The 19,000-nt window shown below is 27.9% G+C and carries 14 protein-coding genes; 13 read left to right on the top strand and 1 reads right to left on the bottom strand.

Annotation, left to right across the window (positions count from 1 at the left end):
- Positions 1-99 precede the first annotated feature (99 nt).
- The 12 genes from D3Z07_RS03990 (at position 100) to D3Z07_RS03940 (ending at position 15,288) form a co-directional block, all read left to right on the top strand.
- Entirely contained in the window at positions 100-9,429 is a 9,330-nt protein-coding gene (locus D3Z07_RS03990) for an Lcl domain-containing protein (RefSeq protein ID WP_164707192.1), read from the top strand.
- A gap of 175 nt (positions 9,430-9,604) precedes the next feature.
- The gene (locus D3Z07_RS03985) at positions 9,605-10,012 is read left to right on the top strand and encodes a hypothetical protein (RefSeq protein WP_076085910.1); all 408 of its coding nucleotides are present in this window, start codon (positions 9,605-9,607) and stop codon (positions 10,010-10,012) included.
- Between the two features lie 55 nt (positions 10,013-10,067).
- Positions 10,068-10,268: a hypothetical protein gene (locus D3Z07_RS03980; protein ID WP_076085912.1), complete on the top strand. Its 201-nt coding sequence runs from the start codon at positions 10,068-10,070 to the stop codon at positions 10,266-10,268.
- The gene (locus D3Z07_RS03975) at positions 10,261-10,470 is read left to right on the top strand and encodes a hypothetical protein (protein WP_076085914.1); all 210 of its coding nucleotides are present in this window, start codon (positions 10,261-10,263) and stop codon (positions 10,468-10,470) included. The genes D3Z07_RS03980 and D3Z07_RS03975 overlap by 8 nt, the downstream gene beginning before the upstream one ends.
- A complete protein-coding gene (locus D3Z07_RS03970; RefSeq protein WP_076085916.1) occupies positions 10,470-10,904 on the top strand; it encodes a type II secretion system protein in 435 nt (144 codons plus the stop codon). The genes D3Z07_RS03975 and D3Z07_RS03970 overlap by 1 nt, the downstream gene beginning before the upstream one ends.
- On the top strand, positions 10,904-12,751 hold the full coding sequence (locus D3Z07_RS03965) for a primosomal protein N' (RefSeq protein ID WP_076085918.1): 1,848 nt from the start codon (positions 10,904-10,906) through the stop codon (positions 12,749-12,751). Before D3Z07_RS03970 ends, D3Z07_RS03965 begins: the two co-directional genes overlap by 1 nt.
- A gap of 92 nt (positions 12,752-12,843) precedes the next feature.
- Positions 12,844-13,557 (top strand): HlyD family efflux transporter periplasmic adaptor subunit, encoded by a 714-nt coding sequence (locus D3Z07_RS03960; protein WP_076085920.1) that lies wholly within the window; start codon positions 12,844-12,846, stop codon positions 13,555-13,557.
- 46 nt (positions 13,558-13,603) lie between these two features.
- The gene (locus D3Z07_RS03955; protein WP_122893122.1) at positions 13,604-14,116 is read left to right on the top strand and encodes a hypothetical protein; all 513 of its coding nucleotides are present in this window, start codon (positions 13,604-13,606) and stop codon (positions 14,114-14,116) included.
- A gap of 44 nt (positions 14,117-14,160) precedes the next feature.
- Entirely contained in the window at positions 14,161-14,286 is a 126-nt protein-coding gene (locus tag D3Z07_RS14285; RefSeq protein ID WP_265936464.1) for a hypothetical protein, read from the top strand.
- 43 nt (positions 14,287-14,329) lie between these two features.
- On the top strand, positions 14,330-14,521 hold the full coding sequence (locus tag D3Z07_RS03950; protein WP_076085924.1) for a hypothetical protein: 192 nt from the start codon (positions 14,330-14,332) through the stop codon (positions 14,519-14,521).
- Between the two features lie 158 nt (positions 14,522-14,679).
- The gene (locus D3Z07_RS03945) at positions 14,680-14,952 is read left to right on the top strand and encodes a type II toxin-antitoxin system Phd/YefM family antitoxin (RefSeq protein ID WP_076085926.1); all 273 of its coding nucleotides are present in this window, start codon (positions 14,680-14,682) and stop codon (positions 14,950-14,952) included.
- Positions 14,953-14,958: 6 nt separating this feature from the next.
- Positions 14,959-15,288: a type II toxin-antitoxin system RelE/ParE family toxin gene (locus D3Z07_RS03940; protein WP_076085928.1), complete on the top strand. Its 330-nt coding sequence runs from the start codon at positions 14,959-14,961 to the stop codon at positions 15,286-15,288.
- Positions 15,289-15,447: 159 nt separating this feature from the next.
- Here D3Z07_RS03940 and D3Z07_RS03935 read toward each other — a convergent pair whose 3' ends face one another.
- Positions 15,448-17,637, bottom strand: a complete 2,190-nt coding sequence (locus D3Z07_RS03935; protein WP_228200574.1) for a PhoX family protein — start codon at positions 17,635-17,637, stop codon at positions 15,448-15,450.
- Between the two features lie 154 nt (positions 17,638-17,791).
- On the opposite strand from D3Z07_RS03935, the gene D3Z07_RS03930 reads away from it, so the two are divergent.
- Positions 17,792-18,979 carry a tetrahydrodipicolinate N-succinyltransferase N-terminal domain-containing protein gene (locus D3Z07_RS03930; protein ID WP_122893121.1) on the top strand — a complete coding sequence of 396 codons (1,188 nt, stop codon included), beginning with the start codon at positions 17,792-17,794 and terminating at the stop codon, positions 18,977-18,979.
- Positions 18,980-19,000 lie beyond the last annotated feature (21 nt).

Raw genomic sequence — 19,000 nt, 5'->3', positions numbered from 1 at the left:
ATAATTATTTTATAATTTAATATTTTTTTTATTATTTTTGCAATGCTTTTGCAATGCCTTTTTCTTATACTTAGTAACAAGAAAAATAAAGGATTAAGCATGAAGAATATTAAGATATCTATACTATTATTAATATTTACAATAGTATTAATTGGTTGTAATAGTGGTAATCAAGTATCATCATCAAGTTCAAGTGGTATTGCACAAAAAGGTCCATTTTTAGATGGCTCTACTGTAACGGCATACAAGCTTAATAATGGTGAAAGAAGTACTACTGATAAGAAAAGTACAACAACAAATGATGATAAAGGTTCTTTCTTACTTCCTCTACCATGGTCAGGTGCAACTGAATATGAAATTAAAGGTGAGTATTTAGATGAGAATACTGGTAATTATGTAAGTAATGGTATACTATCTGCGATTGTTAATCTCCAAGCCAATTCTTCTCCTAATATAAATATAAATATTTTTACTCATATTGCTGCAGCACAAATAAAAGACATGTTAAAAAATGGTGAAAATATTAATGTTGCAAAAGAAAATGCAAGAGAAAAAATAAAAGAAATGTTTTCTTTAGAATTATCAAATGATACTCAATTAGAAGACCTAGATTTAACAGATGGAATAAGTTCTAATAAATCTGATAATGCACAGCTTTTAAAAATTTCAGCTGCAATACTAGCTTCTGATAATCCAGATACTTCATTAGATAAGTTAACTAAACTTATTACTGTTGAGGGAGATATAAATACTGATGTTATAAATACTTATAATGATATATTAGAAAAAGCTGATAATGTAGATTTATTTAGTGTTAGTAATATCTTATCTTCTACAATTGGTGTATCAAACGCTCCTAGTGAAAATACAAGACAAGGTAGCTTACCTTTTAATCATAATCTATCTTTTGATACAAAAGTTGACCAAGATATAAATAAAGGTTTAATTTCTAATTATATTGTAATTAACAAGCTTTCTTCAACTGCAAAATTAACTATAAACAATGGTTATTATAGTTTAAATGATGGTGAGTTTACTGATATAGAAACAACTGTAAAAAATGGTGATTCTATAAGAGTAAAACATTTTTCATTAGATTCTTTTTCTAGTGAAAATATAAGTACTTTAAATATTGGAGTTTCACGAATTACTTTTAAATCAATTACAAAAGCAAATCCAACTTTAAATATAACAAGTCCAAATAAGTTTTCTTTTCCAATTAGAATAAATGCTCCTTTAGGAGGACTTATTACAAGTGATGAAATTATTGTAAGTGGTTTAAGTAATGGAGTTGTTTCAAAAGTTGGAATAACAAGTGGTGCTTCATATAAAATCAACGATGGAACTTGGAAAAGCAATCAATATGAAGATACTTTACAATTTGCAAGTGTTAGAAATGGTGATATTGTAAAAGTTAGTAAAGCTGCTAGTTCTTCTTATGGTGGAAAAGAAGAAGCAACTTTAACTATTGGTGGTATTGAGGGGAAATTTATCATTTTCTCAAAAGAAAAAGATTTAAAACCTGATTTATTCTTTCCTAAAACTGTATATTTAGCTGAGTTAAATACTAAATATGAAACTTCATATTTTAAAATGAGTGGATATGAGGGTGGTTTAGATATTAAAGTTACAAATGGTGAAGTTCAACTTGAAGGTGAAAAAATTTGGTTGAGTGAACTTTCTCAAGTACCTACAGGCTATAAAATTAAATTTAGACAAACATCTTCATCATCGTATGGAACAATAAAAAATACTCATATTGAAGTAGGTAAAAGTATAGTAAACTTTGAAACTAAAACAATAGATAATCCTAGTGTTCCAAGTTCAAATGTTGATAAAATAGAGTTTAAAACAGTTTTTGATGCAGATTTTAATAGCTTTGTTGAAAGTGAAGAGAGAATTATCTCCGGAATCAATGATACTGCAACTTATGCTTATGTTTCGAATGGAGCACAAATGAGTGTAAATGGTTCTGCTTGGACGAGTGAAGCTATGGACATTGGTGCAGGAAGTAAAATAAAACTAAGAATAAAAACAGCTTTAGATAATAATAGTACAAATGCGGGATATCTTTATTATGGACCTGAAAAAAAATTATTCGCTAGTTTTCATGTTTATAATAAAAAAATTGATACTAAAATAGATAGTATAGATTTTATTGATAAAGAAAATGCTGCTATTAATACTTATTATGAATCAAATATTGTTACAATAAAAGGTATTGATTCTTATACTAATGTAAAAATTGTAAATGCTGAATTTAAAATTAATGGTGGTGAATGGAAAACAAGTTCTGATAAATTGTTGCTTTATGTTGATAATACATTACAATTAAGACATAAAAGTTCACAAGAAGCAAATGATATTGTAAGAAGTATTGTTAGTTTTGATAACGCACAGTATGAATTTAAAACAAAAACTTCAAATGCTCCTGTACTTCTAAATGAAATTCCTACAAGAGTAAATCAAAATTCTAATTATACTTTTATTCCAAATGTAAGTGATTTTCATACTTTAACTTATTCTTTAATAAGTAAACCAACTTGGATGAGTATAAATACTCAAACAGGAGAAATAAATGGAACTGCAGGTCAAAATGATATTGGACAATCTGATACTATTTCTTTATTAATTAAAAGTTCAAGTGGACTTGAAACAAATATAGATTTTAAAGTTATGGTAGATGATGTTAATGATGCCCCAATTTTAAGTGATATTTGGACTTCATCTACTACAGATGAAAATAGAAATTATTCTAAACAAGCAAGAGCTATAGATATTGAAGGTGGAGACTTAACTTGGAGTATTTCTAATAATCCTACTTGGTTGAATATCAATACTCAAACAGGAGAATTAACAGGAATTCCAAGACAAACTGATGTTGGAATAAAAAAAGATATTAAAGTAATTGTAAGTGAAGAAGGTGGACTATCTAGTTCTTTTACTTTTAATTTAACAGTTATTGATAAAAATTCTAATGTTACATTATCAGCAATATCTGATAAAACAGTAAATGAAAATGAAGAACTAACCGTACAAATTCATGCAAATGATTTAGATGGAGATATTTTAATTTTTAATATACAAAATCAACCATCTTGGCTTACTTTTGATAAAGAAGCACAAACTCTTAGTGGAACACCAACTAAAGATGATATTGGAGATATAAATATCACTATTAGTGTAACAGATGGAAAGGGTTCAACTCGTTTTGAAAGTTTTAAAATCACTGTTATAGATGTAAATGAAGTACCAATTATTACTAGTGCTGACTTTAAAAAAGAGTTTATTCTAGATGATACAAGTGCAACTCCTAATAATTATACTTTCACTTTTGATATATCAGATAATGATAATACTTTAAACTCATCAAATGTAACTTATGCTGGTGTTATAACTGAAACAAGAGTAGGTTTTGCAAAAACAGCTAATTTTTCAAACACCACTTTAGAATGTCTTAGAGGAAAATGTACTGCAATTATAAGTTTTGCTTTTCAAGATATTGATGATTTTCATCCAAGTTTAAAAACAAGACATACTTTTACTGTAAGTGATGGTGATAAAAGTGTAAGTAATTATATAGATATTTGGTATGCTCCAACTACTCCTATTCTTAGTGGAGAGCTTTCACATACAATTGAACCTAAAGACAAAACATCTTATGAAGCATTCTCATTTACTCCTACAAATAGTGGAAACAAAGCTAGAACATGGGAAATAAAAAATATGCCAAATGGTTTTGAATTTAATAGAAGTACTGGAGAACTTAAATATTCACGATTAATTAAAGGTTTATTATCAGATGATACAACTTTTAAAGGTATAGAAATAACAGCAACAAATGATAGAGGTACAAGTGAAAAGTTTATATTTAATATTCTAGTAAAAGGAAAACCAGCTACACCGAAATTTCAATTTAATGATAAAGTAGGAGTTGAAATACAACAATGGTTTGATTCTAGTGTTACAGTTGATTGGTTAGAAACAGGTCTTAGTAAAGCTGTTATAAGTAGTGGATATCTTGGGCAAAACGTACATTTCGGTTTTAAAGTAAATGGACAAGATGGAATATCAGGAACTACTACTGTTCAAAATGGTGATATTCTTACAGTTTGGCATAAATCATCAAATGAATATGATACTACTTTAGATACGACTATTACAATTGGTAATGATAGTGATACTTTTAGTACTACAACTAAAGAAAATGAAAATACAAAATTACCTTTAATCGTAGGTGCTCCTAATACTAGAGCTAATGTCGGTGAAGTTTATTCTTATATTCCACAACTTAGTACAGATTATACAAAATTCGCAGCAGTTACAAAACCTTTTACTATTGAAAATAAACCTTCATGGGCAACATTTAATACAGTTACTGGAGCGTTAAATGGAACACCTAGAGAAATTAATGTTTATAATCAAGTAAGAATCACTGCATTTGGAGATAATGGATTAGATGATATTACATTTAACATTACAGTTTCTAATGATGCACCTTATATAAATGGAGCAGGGCATAGTTTAGAAAACCCAGATTTATCATTTAATTTTACTGATAATGCTACTTGGAGAGATTCAATTACAGAAGTTTCTATGTTTGGATGTTATGATGAAAGTACGAGTGTTATTTTAAATCCTAGTGATTATACATTTTCAGAAGGAAGTTTAAAACTTCATGCTTCAACTACTACAAATCCAATTTTACGTACTCCATATATTGGTGGAGCTGGACTTGTTGTAAAAGCAAGTAATTATCCAAATAGTGAAGTTATTATCAATATGGTTGAAGATGGTCAATATGCAGTAAAAGCAACAAGTATTGAATTTGCTGATAATAAACCAATAACAGAGGCTAATTTAAATGAGGCAAGAATAAATATACATTTATCAAATCATTTAAAATTTATTGATAATTCACTTTCAAAAAATAACTTCTCACTTTATAGTTCACCAAATGGAGTATCAATATCTAATGTAGCTTATATAAATGAATCAATTGCTCAAGTAACACTTCAGTTTGATGGTACAGATTTTGATGAAGATAAATTAATACAAATATCAATAGCAGCAAATGAATTAAATATTTGTCAAGAAGTTATCACTAATAGTCTTGATGTAACAGCAGTAGTTGAAATACCTTGGTCAAATGTTATTTATCCAAGTAATCCAATAGATAATGCACATTTTGGAAACTCTGTAGATGTAAAAGATGGAACAGCTGCAGTGATAGCAAGATCAGGAATTTATATTTACAATAAAGATATAAATGGAGATTATCAAGAAACTCAAAAAATAGCTGCATTTGAAGGGACAGAAATTCTTGGCGCTTCAATAGCTTTAGACGGAGATTATTTAGTTGCTGGTAATGGAAATTATTATGTTGAAGGTAATGGTTTAGAAGGCAGAGTAGAGCTTTATAAAAAGAATGAAAATGGAATTTATTCTTTAATTCAAAATATAACAGTTTCAGGTTTAAGTGACTCAGCTCATTTTGGTGCATCTGTTGATATTAGTGGTGATTTATTACTAATTGGTGCTTATAATGATGATAATCATAAAGGAGCTGCTTACTTATTTAAAAATAATGGAAGTGATAATTTTGCTTTAGTTGAAACAATAAAAAGAGCTGATGGAAAAAGTTCAGATAGTTTTGGTTTTGATGTAGCAATTGATGGAGATTATTTTGTAATCGGTTCTTCGGTATTTCCAGATTTAGGAGCAACCCCAATAGATACAAAACCTGAATTAGGTGCAGGATTTGCAAATTATTACACTTATTTAAATGATACTTTAGAGTTAATAAGTGTAATTACTCCAAGTGATTCTTCAAGATTAGCTGATCATTTTGGATTTGGTGTTGCAATTTCAGGAGATCATATAGCTATTTCTTCTTTTGGAAATAATGATACAGGTTCAGTATATTTATATAAAAGAGCTTTTAATACAGTGATTTCTAATGGAAAAATAGAAAATACACAAGCAATAACAGGTAGTGTTGGTATATATCATGATGCTTTAAATTATATAGTTGCAGGTAATAATTCTTATACACCTCAAGGTAATGATTATATAAAAAGTACAGTACCTAGTGTTTATGGATATGATGTAGCAATTGACCAAAATGAGGTAATTTTTGGAAACTGGAAAAATGATGATAAAGCAATTGATGGTGGAGCTGTTTTAATTACAAATATTGGTGAAACAATTAGTGAAGAAGTAAATGATACTATTCCTCATCAATTTACTTTTACAGATAAAACTGATGCTTCCTTAGATGAAGTAGTAAGTTCATCTATAACAATTACGGGAATAAATCAAGAGACACCTGTATCAATAATAAATGGTGAATATTCATTAGATGATGGTATAACTTGGCAAACTGAAGCATTAACTCTAGAAAATAATCAATTAGTAAAAGTAAGACATCAATCTTCTTCTTTTTATGCAACTAGTGTCGATACAATTTTAACAGTTGGAACTATAAGTGATACTTTCTCTTCTAGTACAATTACAGAGCCTTTAAAAACAGTTCCTACAATAATTGGAAAAGTTGGATACAGTTTAGAAAATGATGCTTTTATCTTCTCTTTTGAAGAGGATGAAGCTTGGGAAAGTGCTATTAGTCAAGTTTATTACAAAGCTGGAGTAAATAGTGAATATTCATTATTAAAAACATATGAATATGAAATAACAAGCGGACAAATAAAACTTATAATCAATAGTTCAACAACAGTTGATTTAAGAACACCATATTCAGTTAATGATACAAATGGATCAATAAAAATTATTGCAGATGGATATGAAGACAATACTCATTCAATAGCGTCTGTAACAAGTGGTAAAAATGCTATTAAAATAGAAAATAGTCCACATCAAGATAATACTACAATAACAGAAGCAAATCTTGATGCTGCAAAGATTTATGTAATTTTAGGAAATTCTTTAGAGTTTAAAGACAACATCTTAGATGTAAATAACTTCACTTTAAATCTTGCACCAATAGGTACTACAATTTCATCTGTAACTTATAATGATAGTAGTTCTGCAATTGTTACTTTAGCTTACGATGGAAGCGATTTTGATACTAATGCTGAAGTAAATGTAGTTGTTAATAAAAATGAATTAAATACTAATGTAACTGTAAGCGGGAAATATCCAATTACAGTTACTGCTATAGATGAACAAAACGGTGGTTCAACTAGAGGACAAGCAATAGACCCATATATTGTAAATGCAAGATTTTGGTATGATGCAGATGGTGATTCACAAGAAGATGAAGATGAAATATCTTCTTACTCAAATGAAAATGGTGAGTTTATTTTTAACATTCAAGTTCCTGAAAATGCATTGATTACAATGCTTGATAAAGGTTTACATAATGGTAAGGTTTTTGATGGTAATTTAAGTGCTAAATATTCTAGTTCAAAACAAGGACTTATTTCACCTATTACATCAATTAGTACTTTAGGTTTCACGAATCAAGAAATTATTAGCTTATTAGTTACTAATGGTTTTGATGCAAATTTAAGTGTAGAAGAACTTTATTTGGATCCTTTTGATTCAAGTATTTTACTTGAAGATATGAGTATAGCTACAGATGAACAAAAAGCAAAACTTAGAAGAGTATTACTTTCAAATGTAATAATTAACTCTGCAATTATGGCAAATTCAAGTGGATATGACATAACTAAATCAAATTTAGAAGATTTTTTTAATACAGTTTATTCAGCTAGTGAGGAAGGTGATTTTGAAGGTGCACCCCAAGATACTACAATCTTAAAATTCCTAATATCTTTGGGAAATGAGGTTTTATCAAATGATAAATTAGGTTCACAATCGAAAATAAGAGCAAGAATCTTTGTAACAGTTTCTGAATATGTAAGTAAAAGATTAAAAGATTCTATTTCAGGAGGAGGAAATCCGATTTGGGAGTTTGGATCTATACTTTCGGAATCTCAAAATATGATATATCCTTTATCTTATGCATATACAAAATCTTTATTCAACAATATGACTAATCCAAAATTTGCTTGGGTAGAAATTGATTTTAATTATAGACCAATATTAATGGTAAATAATCAAATATTAGGTGATTTTAAAAAGCTTACACTTATTTACAAAGACAGCTCAAACGATGAACAAACAATAGAATTTATAAGAGATAATCAAGATTTTACTGAAAATGATGTTACATCAGGACAATGGATGATTCAAGATAGAAAAGTTCTAGCAAATGGAAAAGAATACGAGATTTTAGGAGATAAAATCATTGTAAATGGTGAAACTTTTGATATTCGTGATGTAATAGTTCAAAAAGAAGATGATAGTTTAGAAAACTACTATGAAGAACTTCCTCAATTTGAAAGTTCAAACTTAACTAATAATGAAACATATGTTGATTTAGATACTAATATTATATTTAATTATGACAAGGTTTTAGAAGCAATTCATGTTAATAATACTAAGTGTTATATACAAAAAGCAAATGAATATAATGCCGTTGAAGTTACACCACAGCAATTTTCAGGAGCTAGTATAATATATAAACCAAGTGAAGATTTACTTTACAATCAAAAATACTCTTTTACTTGTTCTATTTCTTATGGAGAACAATCTTCGTATAAAAGTATAAGTTTTACAACTCTTCCAAAACCTTTACCTATTGTAAAAACAGGACAAGAAGATAACTTCTCTTTAAACAATGATATAAGTAGATCTAGAAACGGAAATATTGTAAAAGATGAGAATACAGGTTTAATGTGGAATGATGATGGTTTCAATGAAACAAGAACAAACTCTTCTGCAAAACTATATTGTAGTGCTTTAACTGTAGATACATATGATGACTGGAGATTACCAAGTGCAAAAGAGATGCAAACACTTATTATTTTTGATGATACTTCTCCTTCAAATATAGATAGTTTCGTTAATTTGATTCATTTTGATTATTGGACTAGTACAAAAAGTGTTGAATCAAGTACTTGGAATTCAGATCAATATATAAAAATTAAATTTCCGAATGAAATGGGAACAGAAATTGAAGCAGGTGGAAATAAATTTATTTGTGTAAGAGATTATGAACCCAGTGAAGAAATCACTGTAACAGAACTACAATGGCAAGATTTATCAAATGATGCAAAAACTTGGGCAGAAGCAAACACTTATTGTGAAAGTTTAGCAGGAACATGGAGATTACCAAGTATTCAAGAGTTATTAACGACAGCAGGAGGAAAAGAAGTTATTAATGATACTTATTTAAATTCATTAAACTCAAGCTTTCAAGGCTCTTTAGTTGATAACTATTGGTCTTCAACTATTTATAATTCGGATAATACAAGAGCTTATAAAATGTCTGCAAGATATGGTTCAATTAGTACAAGTTCAAAAGACACTACTAATAAAGTGCTTTGTGTTGGTGCTTTATAAATAATTAATATAACATGAAGAAATTTAATCAAAGATTTTTTCGTGTTATGACTCACTCACAAGTATAACTATTCAACAAAGAATTCTAAGTGCTGAAATTATGATTATTTATTATTGATTAACTTAAAATGAATATAATAGAATACAAGATAAACATAAAATAGGATTTTAATATATGTTATTAATGCAATTAGAAGCAAGAGAAAAATTTTCATTTTTACAATTAGCTCATTATTTAGCTAGAATTGATAAGAGTTATGGAAAAAGAGAAGAAGAAGTGATCTTAGATTATTGTACTGAAATGGGAATTGAGAATTTAGATTCATTTGAAATTGACACTTTTTGTTTAGAAGAGAATTTAAATAACTATAAATCTACTCGAAGTCAAAGAATAATTCTTTTAGAACTAATGATTTTAATTCATATTGATAATAATTTTCATGTTAATGAAAAACATTTAATAAAGAAAATGACAGAAAAATTTGGATTTGATTTAAAAGATATTGATGACTATTCTCAATGGGGAAAATCAGTAGCAATGCTTTCACAAGTTGCAAATATCTTTATAAATGAAGGAAATTAGTAAAATAACAATTATTTAAATTTTTTTACTAGGAAAATTTAGGTAGAATGCGATTATGGAAATAATAGAAACATTAAATAATAAACTTGATAAATTATTACATGATTACGAAAGATTAAAGCTTGAGAATCAATCATTAAAGCAAGAACTTGAATCAATGCAAAATGATAATGATGAATTAGCTAGAAATAATCAAGATATGTTTCTTCGAATTGATAGTACATTAGCTCTAATAAAGGCACAAAAAGGTGAATAAAGACATAACTTTTCATATTAATAATATGGCTTATACTATAAATGTTACTCCTGATATGGAAAAAGAACTTACTAAATTTTTAGACTTAAATAAAAACAATGATACTAAAGATTTACTAGCTGCATATATTAGAATCACACAAGAATACTCAACATTTAAAGAAGATGTTAATCAACTTTCAACAAAATTAGCAAGATTTTAATGGCTAAAGCCTTCTCTTTATTAGAAGTTTTACTTGTAATTGCAACAATTTCAATAGTTTTAACATTTGCTATTCCTAAGTTTACAAATATCATCTCAAATTCAAATATCTCAGACTTAAAATCAAATCTTGCAATTATTAGAAATAACATAAGCAAATTAAAAACTTCACAAGTTTTATTAAATAAAAGTACAATAATAGATAGTTTAGACAATGCAACAATTGATAAAAAAGATGAACTACTATTTACAGAAGTTCTAGACTTTTCAATAATTTCCACAAATTCAGCTATAAATGAAGTTGGTAAATGGTTAAAGGTATCAAATAATTCATATAAATATATATTATCTTCAAGTAAAAATGTTGTGTTTTTACTTGAAGATAATAGTTTTAAATGTAAAAGCAGTTTTGAAATATGTAAGGAAATAGAATAATGTTTTATTATGAAGTATCACTATTAAAATCTCCGCTTAATCCTCTTACATACCAAAGCGAAGAAGAACTACAAGTAGGTAGAAAAGTAGCTGTAAAAATACGAAATAGAAAAACTTTAAGTGATGGTGTAATAATAAAAGTAGTAGAAAAACCAGAATTTAAATGTGTAGATATTGAAGAAATTACAAATGAATATTATGATAGTAAAATGCTTGAAATTTCTCATTTTGTATCTCAGTACTATGTATGTTCTTTAGGCGAAGCTTTAAGTGTTTATGCACCTTTTAATAATGAAATCAAAGATAAAGAAGAAGAACTAACTTTTGATTGCCAAATTAGCTTATCAACTCAGCAGTCAAAAGCATATGATTTTTTAAATGAAAAAAAGCAAGCACTACTTTTTGCAAATACAGGTTCTGGAAAAACTGAGATTTATATTAAAATAATAGAAAAACATTTAAATGAAAATAAACAAGCAATTTTATTAATGCCTGAAATCTCACTAACTCCTCAAATGCAAAAAAGACTTGAAAAAGTTTTTGATAAAAGCGTTGCTATTTGGCACTCAAAAATCACAAAAAAGAAAAAAACAGAAATACTTCAAGGTTTACAAGAAGGAAGTATAAAGTTAATAGCAGGTGCTAGGTCTGCTTTATTCTTGCCATATTCTAACTTAGGCGTAATAGTTGTAGATGAAGAGCATGATGAGTCTTATAAGAGTGATTCAAAGCCAAGATTTCATACAAAAGATTTATCTATTTATATGGCTAAGAAATTTGATATTCAGCTTGTACTTGGAAGTGCGACAGTATCAACAAGTTCTTTTCATAAAATACCATTTTTTAGACTTACACAAACATATCATGATACTAGTAAAAAATACAGCTTTGATGATAGTGACGATAGCTTATCAGTAAGTGTTTTAAATCAAATTTCAAAAACATTAGAATCAAAAAATCAAGTGATTATATTTTTGCCAACACGAGCAAATTTTAAGTATCAAATATGTACATCTTGTGGTAAATCAGTTGAGTGTCCTTATTGTTCTGTTTCTATGAGTTTACATAAAAATGATTTAGCTTTAAAATGCCATTATTGTGGCTATGCACAGCAAATTCCACAAGTTTGTCCTTCTTGTAATACAGGGATTATCCATAATTTAAGAGTAGGAACTGCTCAAATAGAAGAAGAGTTAAACGAAATCTTTAAAGACAAAGTAATCAAAAGATTTGATAGAGATAAGGTAAAAACAAATACGCAGTTAAAAACTATATTAAATGAGTTTAATAAAGGTGATATTGATATCTTAGTTGGAACACAAATGCTTTCAAAAGGACATGATTATCATAATGTAAAATTAGCAGTAGTTCTAGGAATTGACTCACTACTTAATATGAACTCATACAAAGCAAGAGAGCGAGCCTTATCTTTACTTATTCAGATATCAGGAAGAAGTGGAAGAAAAGGTGAGGGTGAAGTAATCATCCAAACTAAGAATGAAGAGTTTTTTGACTTTTATTTAAATGAATCAAATTATGAAGAGTTTTTAGAAACAGAATTAGAGTTTAGAGAGGGTCTTTATCCTCCATATTTAAAAATGGCAAAAGTAATATTTGCACATACAAATGGACTAAAAGTAAAAGATGAACTTGATTTTTATGTAAAAAAATTAAAAGAAAATAAAGATATTGAAGTAGTGGGATTTGGACAATCACCAATTTTTAAAATGGCAAATAAGTTTAGATATGAAATTATTTTACGTTCATCAAATGTAAAAGCTCTTTTAACCTCTCTTCATAGTATTACGTCGCCTATGGCTTCTATTGATATGGATACTATTTATTAGTAACCAATACTATTACCCCAGAAAATGAATCTGCACTTTTTACTTTTATGATATAATGAGATAAGTTATTATATTTACAAAATAGGATAGTCATGTCTAAAAGAATAGAAGCCTTACTTGATAATAAAGCACTATTTCTAAACTCTGCTTTAAAAGAAGCACAAGAAGAAAAATCAAGACTATCTATGCTTTTATCAAGAAATAAACAAAGAATAAATGAAATCCAAGAAGAAAAAGCTAGCTTTATTAGCCAGTTTAAAGATACAAAATACCAAGAACTACTAGCTATAAAAAAAGAACAAAGAAACGTAGAATCAGAAATAAACGCAATAAAATTCCAAAATAAAAAACAATCTATTATTTCTCCAACAGATGGCTTTGTAGCAAAAATGATGATAAATACAATAGGTGGTGTAGTAACACCAGCTGAAAAACTAATATCAATAGTTCCAAAAGACGCACAACTAATAGTAAAAGTAAATGTACTAAACCAAGATATAGGTTTTATAAAAAATGATATGATTTCAAAAATCAAAATAGATACCTTCTCTTTTCAAAAGTATGGATTCTTTGAAGGAACTATCATAAACGTAGGAAGCTTTTCCCTTGATGATGAGAAACTTGGACCAATTTATGAAGTGAAAATTGAACCAAATGGTAAAACTTTGATGGTAGAAGGGAAAGAGCGATATTTAGAAGCTGGTATGAGTCTAACTGCTGAGATAAAAGTAGGTAAGAGAAGAGTTATTGAGTTCTTTATATATCCAATTATTCGGTATTTGGATGAAGGGTTGAGTGTTAGATGATGAAAATAATATGTAATAAAAAAATTAAACTAAAAAAGGAAAAAAGATGAGCCTTGAATTAGAAGATATTGAAGAGATGGATAAGGTAGTAGAAATAGTTGAAAAAAATGGAAAAAGATATATAGATGATGAAGAGATACTTATAGAACTTAGATTAATTACTTTAGGTAATTTCTTGATTAAGATATTTTTGTTTTTATGTGGATTAGTTACATTATTAGCTTTTATTGATAAAGGAGAATATGCTAATCCTATTACATATATCGTGTTTGGGATATGTTTATATATTTTTATTATGACAATAAATATGTTTATAAATATTTATAAATATAAACTATATATTACAGAAAATCATTTTATTACATATAGATATGTAAAGATTCATAAAAATGATATATATTTTAAACATATGTCTAATCTGGAGTCAAAATTTTTAGGAAAACAATGGAAGTTATATACTAACAATTTTTTTATATGTAATTATTTTGAAGAATCAAATTATGATAAACCAAATTTTAGAGATGTGATGTACAAAATCTCAAAAAATAAGTATTCTTAATAATAATATAAAGATAAAACTAATTAAAAAAGGAGAAGAATAGAATGGCAATTGGAGAATATACAAATATAGGTGGAAATGCTGGTAATTATATCCCTATAACGATAGTGAATGAAAATAGGGGTCAGGTCATGAATTTCCACTTTTCAAACAAGAACACTTTTTTTTAATTAAATAAGATATAATATTATTAAAAATCCAAAAGGGTTTCTAATGCCAAGACGAGTAAGAATTGAATTAGCAGGTTATCATCACGTATATAATAGAGCCGTAGAAAGAAAATACATATTGCAGAACATATCTGATAAAGATAAGTTTTTAGAGATATTAAATGAAGTGAGTGAGGAAAATAGGGGTCAGGTCATGAATTTCCACTTTTCAAACAAGAACACTTTTTTTAATTAAATAAGATATAATATTATTAAAAATCCAAAAGGGTTTATTATACCAACTAAAATAAGAATAGATTTAGTCGTATATCACCATGGGATATAATTAAAAATAATACCAAATTAAGACTAAATTTAATACAATATATTATCTTAAATTTAAAGGTGGATAAAATGCATTTGAGTCAAGATATAAAACCAATTAGTTATTTAAAAACAAAAACAGCTGATATTATAAATAGTGTAAATGAAAATCAAAGAACTATAATCATAACGCAAAATGGTGAGGCTAAAGCAGTTGTTCAAGATATTAAAACTTATGAAAACTTACAGAATTCTTTAAATTTATTAAAATTAATTGTTCAAAGTGAAAATGATATCGAGAACAATAATACAACAAAACAAGAAAAAATGTTTGATAATTTAGAGCATAAGCTATTTGGATAAAATCATATGAACCAATTTGAAGTGATATGGACAAATAGTGCCCAATTTGATTTAGAATCAATTATTGAATACATTAAAATTGATAGTTTAAGTATTGCAAAGAAAATATTTTTTGAAATTAAAGAAGAGTGTAATAGTTTATATACTTTTCCAAAAAGAAAAAGAATTGTACCCGAGTTACAGCAAATAGGTATTTTAAAATATAGAGAAATTATATATAAAAGATGGCGAATAATATATAAATTTGATGATAAAAAAGTATATATTTTATTAGTAGTAGATTCAAGTAGAAATTTAGAAGATGTACTATTTCAAAGATTACTTAAAACAAAATGATAACAAGCTAGAGAAAGGGAATAGGAATAAAAGAAATAATAGGTATGAATTAAAAATAGAAAATATTATTCATAAAGAATTATTAGCAAAAATCTATGACTAATAAACAGAACATCTATCTAGTATATTTAGATAGATATTCTTATTTAGTTTTTTATTTTATGAACCAACAATTCCATTATCATTTTTTGTAATAACAACAGTAGCAGACCTAGGCCTAGCTGTTCCTTTATCTGGCCAATTACTTCCATATAATGATGCATTCTTTAAATCTTTAGTTTTTTCACCTGGGTGTTGGATATTTACAAAGATTGTTTTTCCATCAGGAGTTTCAGCAATTCCAGTAATCTCACACTCTTTTGGACCAACTAAAAATCTTTTTAGATTTTTAGTAGAAGCTTCTGCTCCTACTTTTGTAGTTATTGTTTCATCTTGATTATTATTTGTAGGAACATTTTTATTTGTGATTTGTTTACTTCCTCCATCATTGTGTTTTCCAGGAAGAGCAGCAAGCATCATACAGTTTGAGACATCTGTATAAGCACTATCATCAGTTTGTAGCCACATTAACCCTTTTGAAGCCTGACTAAAATATAATCCATCAGGACTTGAAAAGTCATTATCATCTGTTAGTTTTGAAATATTTATATTTCCATTAGCATCAGCTTGTGCACCAAATAAATAAATATCCCAGTTAAAAGTGCTTGCACTTGGATTATTTTCTAGCTCTTGAATTCTCATTATTTGACCATTAACATTTCCATCTCTTGAAGAACTATTTTTTGTATCAGAATAATATCTTGGATTTGATGCATCTAATTGCATACTATTTCCTCTTTTTGAATTATTAGTTAATGTTACGTAGATATCTCCTGTGTTTGGATGAACTCCTGCCCATTCTGGTCTGTCCATTGGAGTTGCTCCTACTGCATCAGCTGCATGTCTAGTATTTACTAATAAATCTCCTAAATCATCAAATGAATATTTTTTATAAGATTTAATATCTTCATTTGACATTGAAAGTTCTAACCACTCTCCTGAACCATCTTCATTAAACTTTGCAACAAAAAGTTTTCCATCATCTAAGTATTTATTTCCAATATCTAATCCACCATTTCTATCTTTTTCATTCCATTTTAATCTTGATACATATTTATAAACATATTCACCTTTTGAATCATCACCCATATAATAAACTAAAGGTTCTCCTTCTTTTACATTTCCTGGCATTGCACCTTCATGTCCCATTCTTCCAAGTGCTGTTCTTTTTCTAGGAGTCATTGTTGGGTTAAAAGGATCAATTTCAACTACCCAACCAAATGTATTTGCTGCATTTCTGTAATCTTCATTTGCTTGTTTTGCATTAGGAATAATATTCCATCTATCATAAAGATCATTATTAGTTTTAGAATTTGCCCAACCATAAGAGCCATCTGACTCTTTTGATCCCATATATCTATTTTGTGTACTAGCTGCTTTTTTATCAGATAATAAAGTACTATTAGATCTTTTAAAATATCCCGCCCAATTTTCTTCACATGTAAGATAAGTTCCCCATGGAGTTAATCCACTAGCACAGTTATTTAAAGTTCCTCTTGTTTGTGAACCATCTTTTGAGTATTTAGTTTTTACTAAATCATGATTTTGTAAAGGACCGTTAATATCTATTGGAGTTTGTGCAGTAATTCTTTTATTAAAAACTGAATTTTTATTTAAATTAAAGCCATTTTTATCTTTTTTGATTTCAATAACAGATACACCATGAGCAGATACTTCTTTATCTATTTGTGCAGCTGTTCTACTTGTTCTATCGTAATTATCCCATTCATTTTCAGTATGTAAAAATATCTCTGTAATATTTTCATGATTCATACATAATAATCCTCTATTAGAATTATTTAAATCTTTTGCTGTTCCCTCATTATTCATTCCAAAATAGAACATTCCATCATGATGATCTCCAGCTCTATTATTAAAGTCTGTATCTGTTCCATCATTTTTATACTCAGAAGTAAAGTTATTTATAGGATCACCTAATCTATATAATACATCTACGCTATAGCCTTCAGGTATTGTAACTACATCATTTAAGTTTTTTGGCACTGGATTAAAATCTAATAGGGCATTTGCTACTGCATTTGAAATACTATTTTTACTACTAGCATGTGCTGTTGAATTTAAACCTAAGAAACTTCCTGCAACAAGTGCTAAACTTCCTTTTATTAACGTTCTTCTAGAAACTCTAGATTCAATAATTTCTTCTAATGATAGACTATTTGAATTGTTTTTAGAAATTGAGTCTTGACCATTTGGTGACATTGGATGATTTTTACTAAGTGGAGTATTCATGTATTTTCCTTTTTTTTATTGATGACATTGTATATATTGGAAATTACAAAATGATTACAAATACTAAGAGTTGTTATTAAGATATATTTATATCTTTTAAACTTGCTTTATTTTACTTTATAGTATAATGCCCCAAAAAATTATGGAGTTTTTAATGGCTAACACTAAAGAAGAATTTAAACAATTAATAGAAGACGTACAATCACAAGACTGGTATAGAAACCCAATTGGATTTGGTATTGCAAGAATAGATAGAGGTCAATTAGACTCATCTAAAGTATTACAAGCAACTTTCCCAATCATTAACTGGAACGAAAACTTTGGAAGTGCAGCTGTTTTATTAAATGCACTTAAAATTGCTGGTGAGAATGTAGATACAAGTGGTTCTGAATTAGTTTGTAATATTTCTGATGTATTTTTAGAAGAATGTGTTAAAGCATTTAGTCCTTATATATCTGAAGCAAAAGGTGAAGAACATAAAAATGTTCAAGTTATTTCAACACTTGCATCTTTACCAATTGATTCTGGATTTACTGCTGATGATTACAAAGCTGTATTTATTTTTGAAGATGAAAATGCACAATCGGTTGAAACTTCATATTTAAAATTATATGCATTATCAACTGGAAAAGCAGCAATTCGATCTTTAAATCTAAATGGAATCTTTGGTCAATTACATAATGTTGCTTGGACTGGTAGTACACCAATTGAATTAGATTGGTTAAGAGCAAATGAAATTGCATTAAAATTATCAGGTAAATATCCTACTATTGATATGGTTGATAAATTCCCAAGATTCTTATCTCATGTAATTCCTGCAGATAATACAAGAATTCTAGAAACTTCAAAAGTTAGAATGGGTGCACAATTAGCAGCAGGAACTACTGTAATGCCAGGTGCTGCATACATTAACTTTAATGCTGGAACTGAAGGTTCTGTAATGGTTGAAGGAAGAATTTCTTCATCTGCTGTTGTTGGTGCTGGTTCTGATGTTGGTGGTGGAGCTTCTATTTTAGGTGTTCTTTCAGGAACTGATGGAGTACCTGTTTCTATTGGTGAAAATACATTATTAGGTGCAAACTCTTGTACTGGTACTGCTATTGGAGATGCTTGTATCTTAGATGCAGGTGTAACTATTTTACCAGGAACAAAAATAACATTATCTGAAAAAGCAGTTGCTGCAATCGCAGAAGCTAATCCAGAAAAAGAAATCAAAACTCTAATGAGAGGTATGGATTTCTTAGGTGTTAATGGTGTTCACTTTAGACAAAACTCTGTAAATGGTCAAATTATTGCAATGAGATCAACAAGAGAAATCAAATTAAACGCTGACTTACACTAAAAATTAACAAATACTAAACGT

The organism is Arcobacter peruensis, assembly GCF_003711085.1.
Lineage (GTDB): Bacteria > Campylobacterota > Campylobacteria > Campylobacterales > Arcobacteraceae > Poseidonibacter > Poseidonibacter parvus.
Note: the sequence above shows the minus strand (reverse complement) of the source record. Positions and strands in the feature narration are given on the sequence as shown.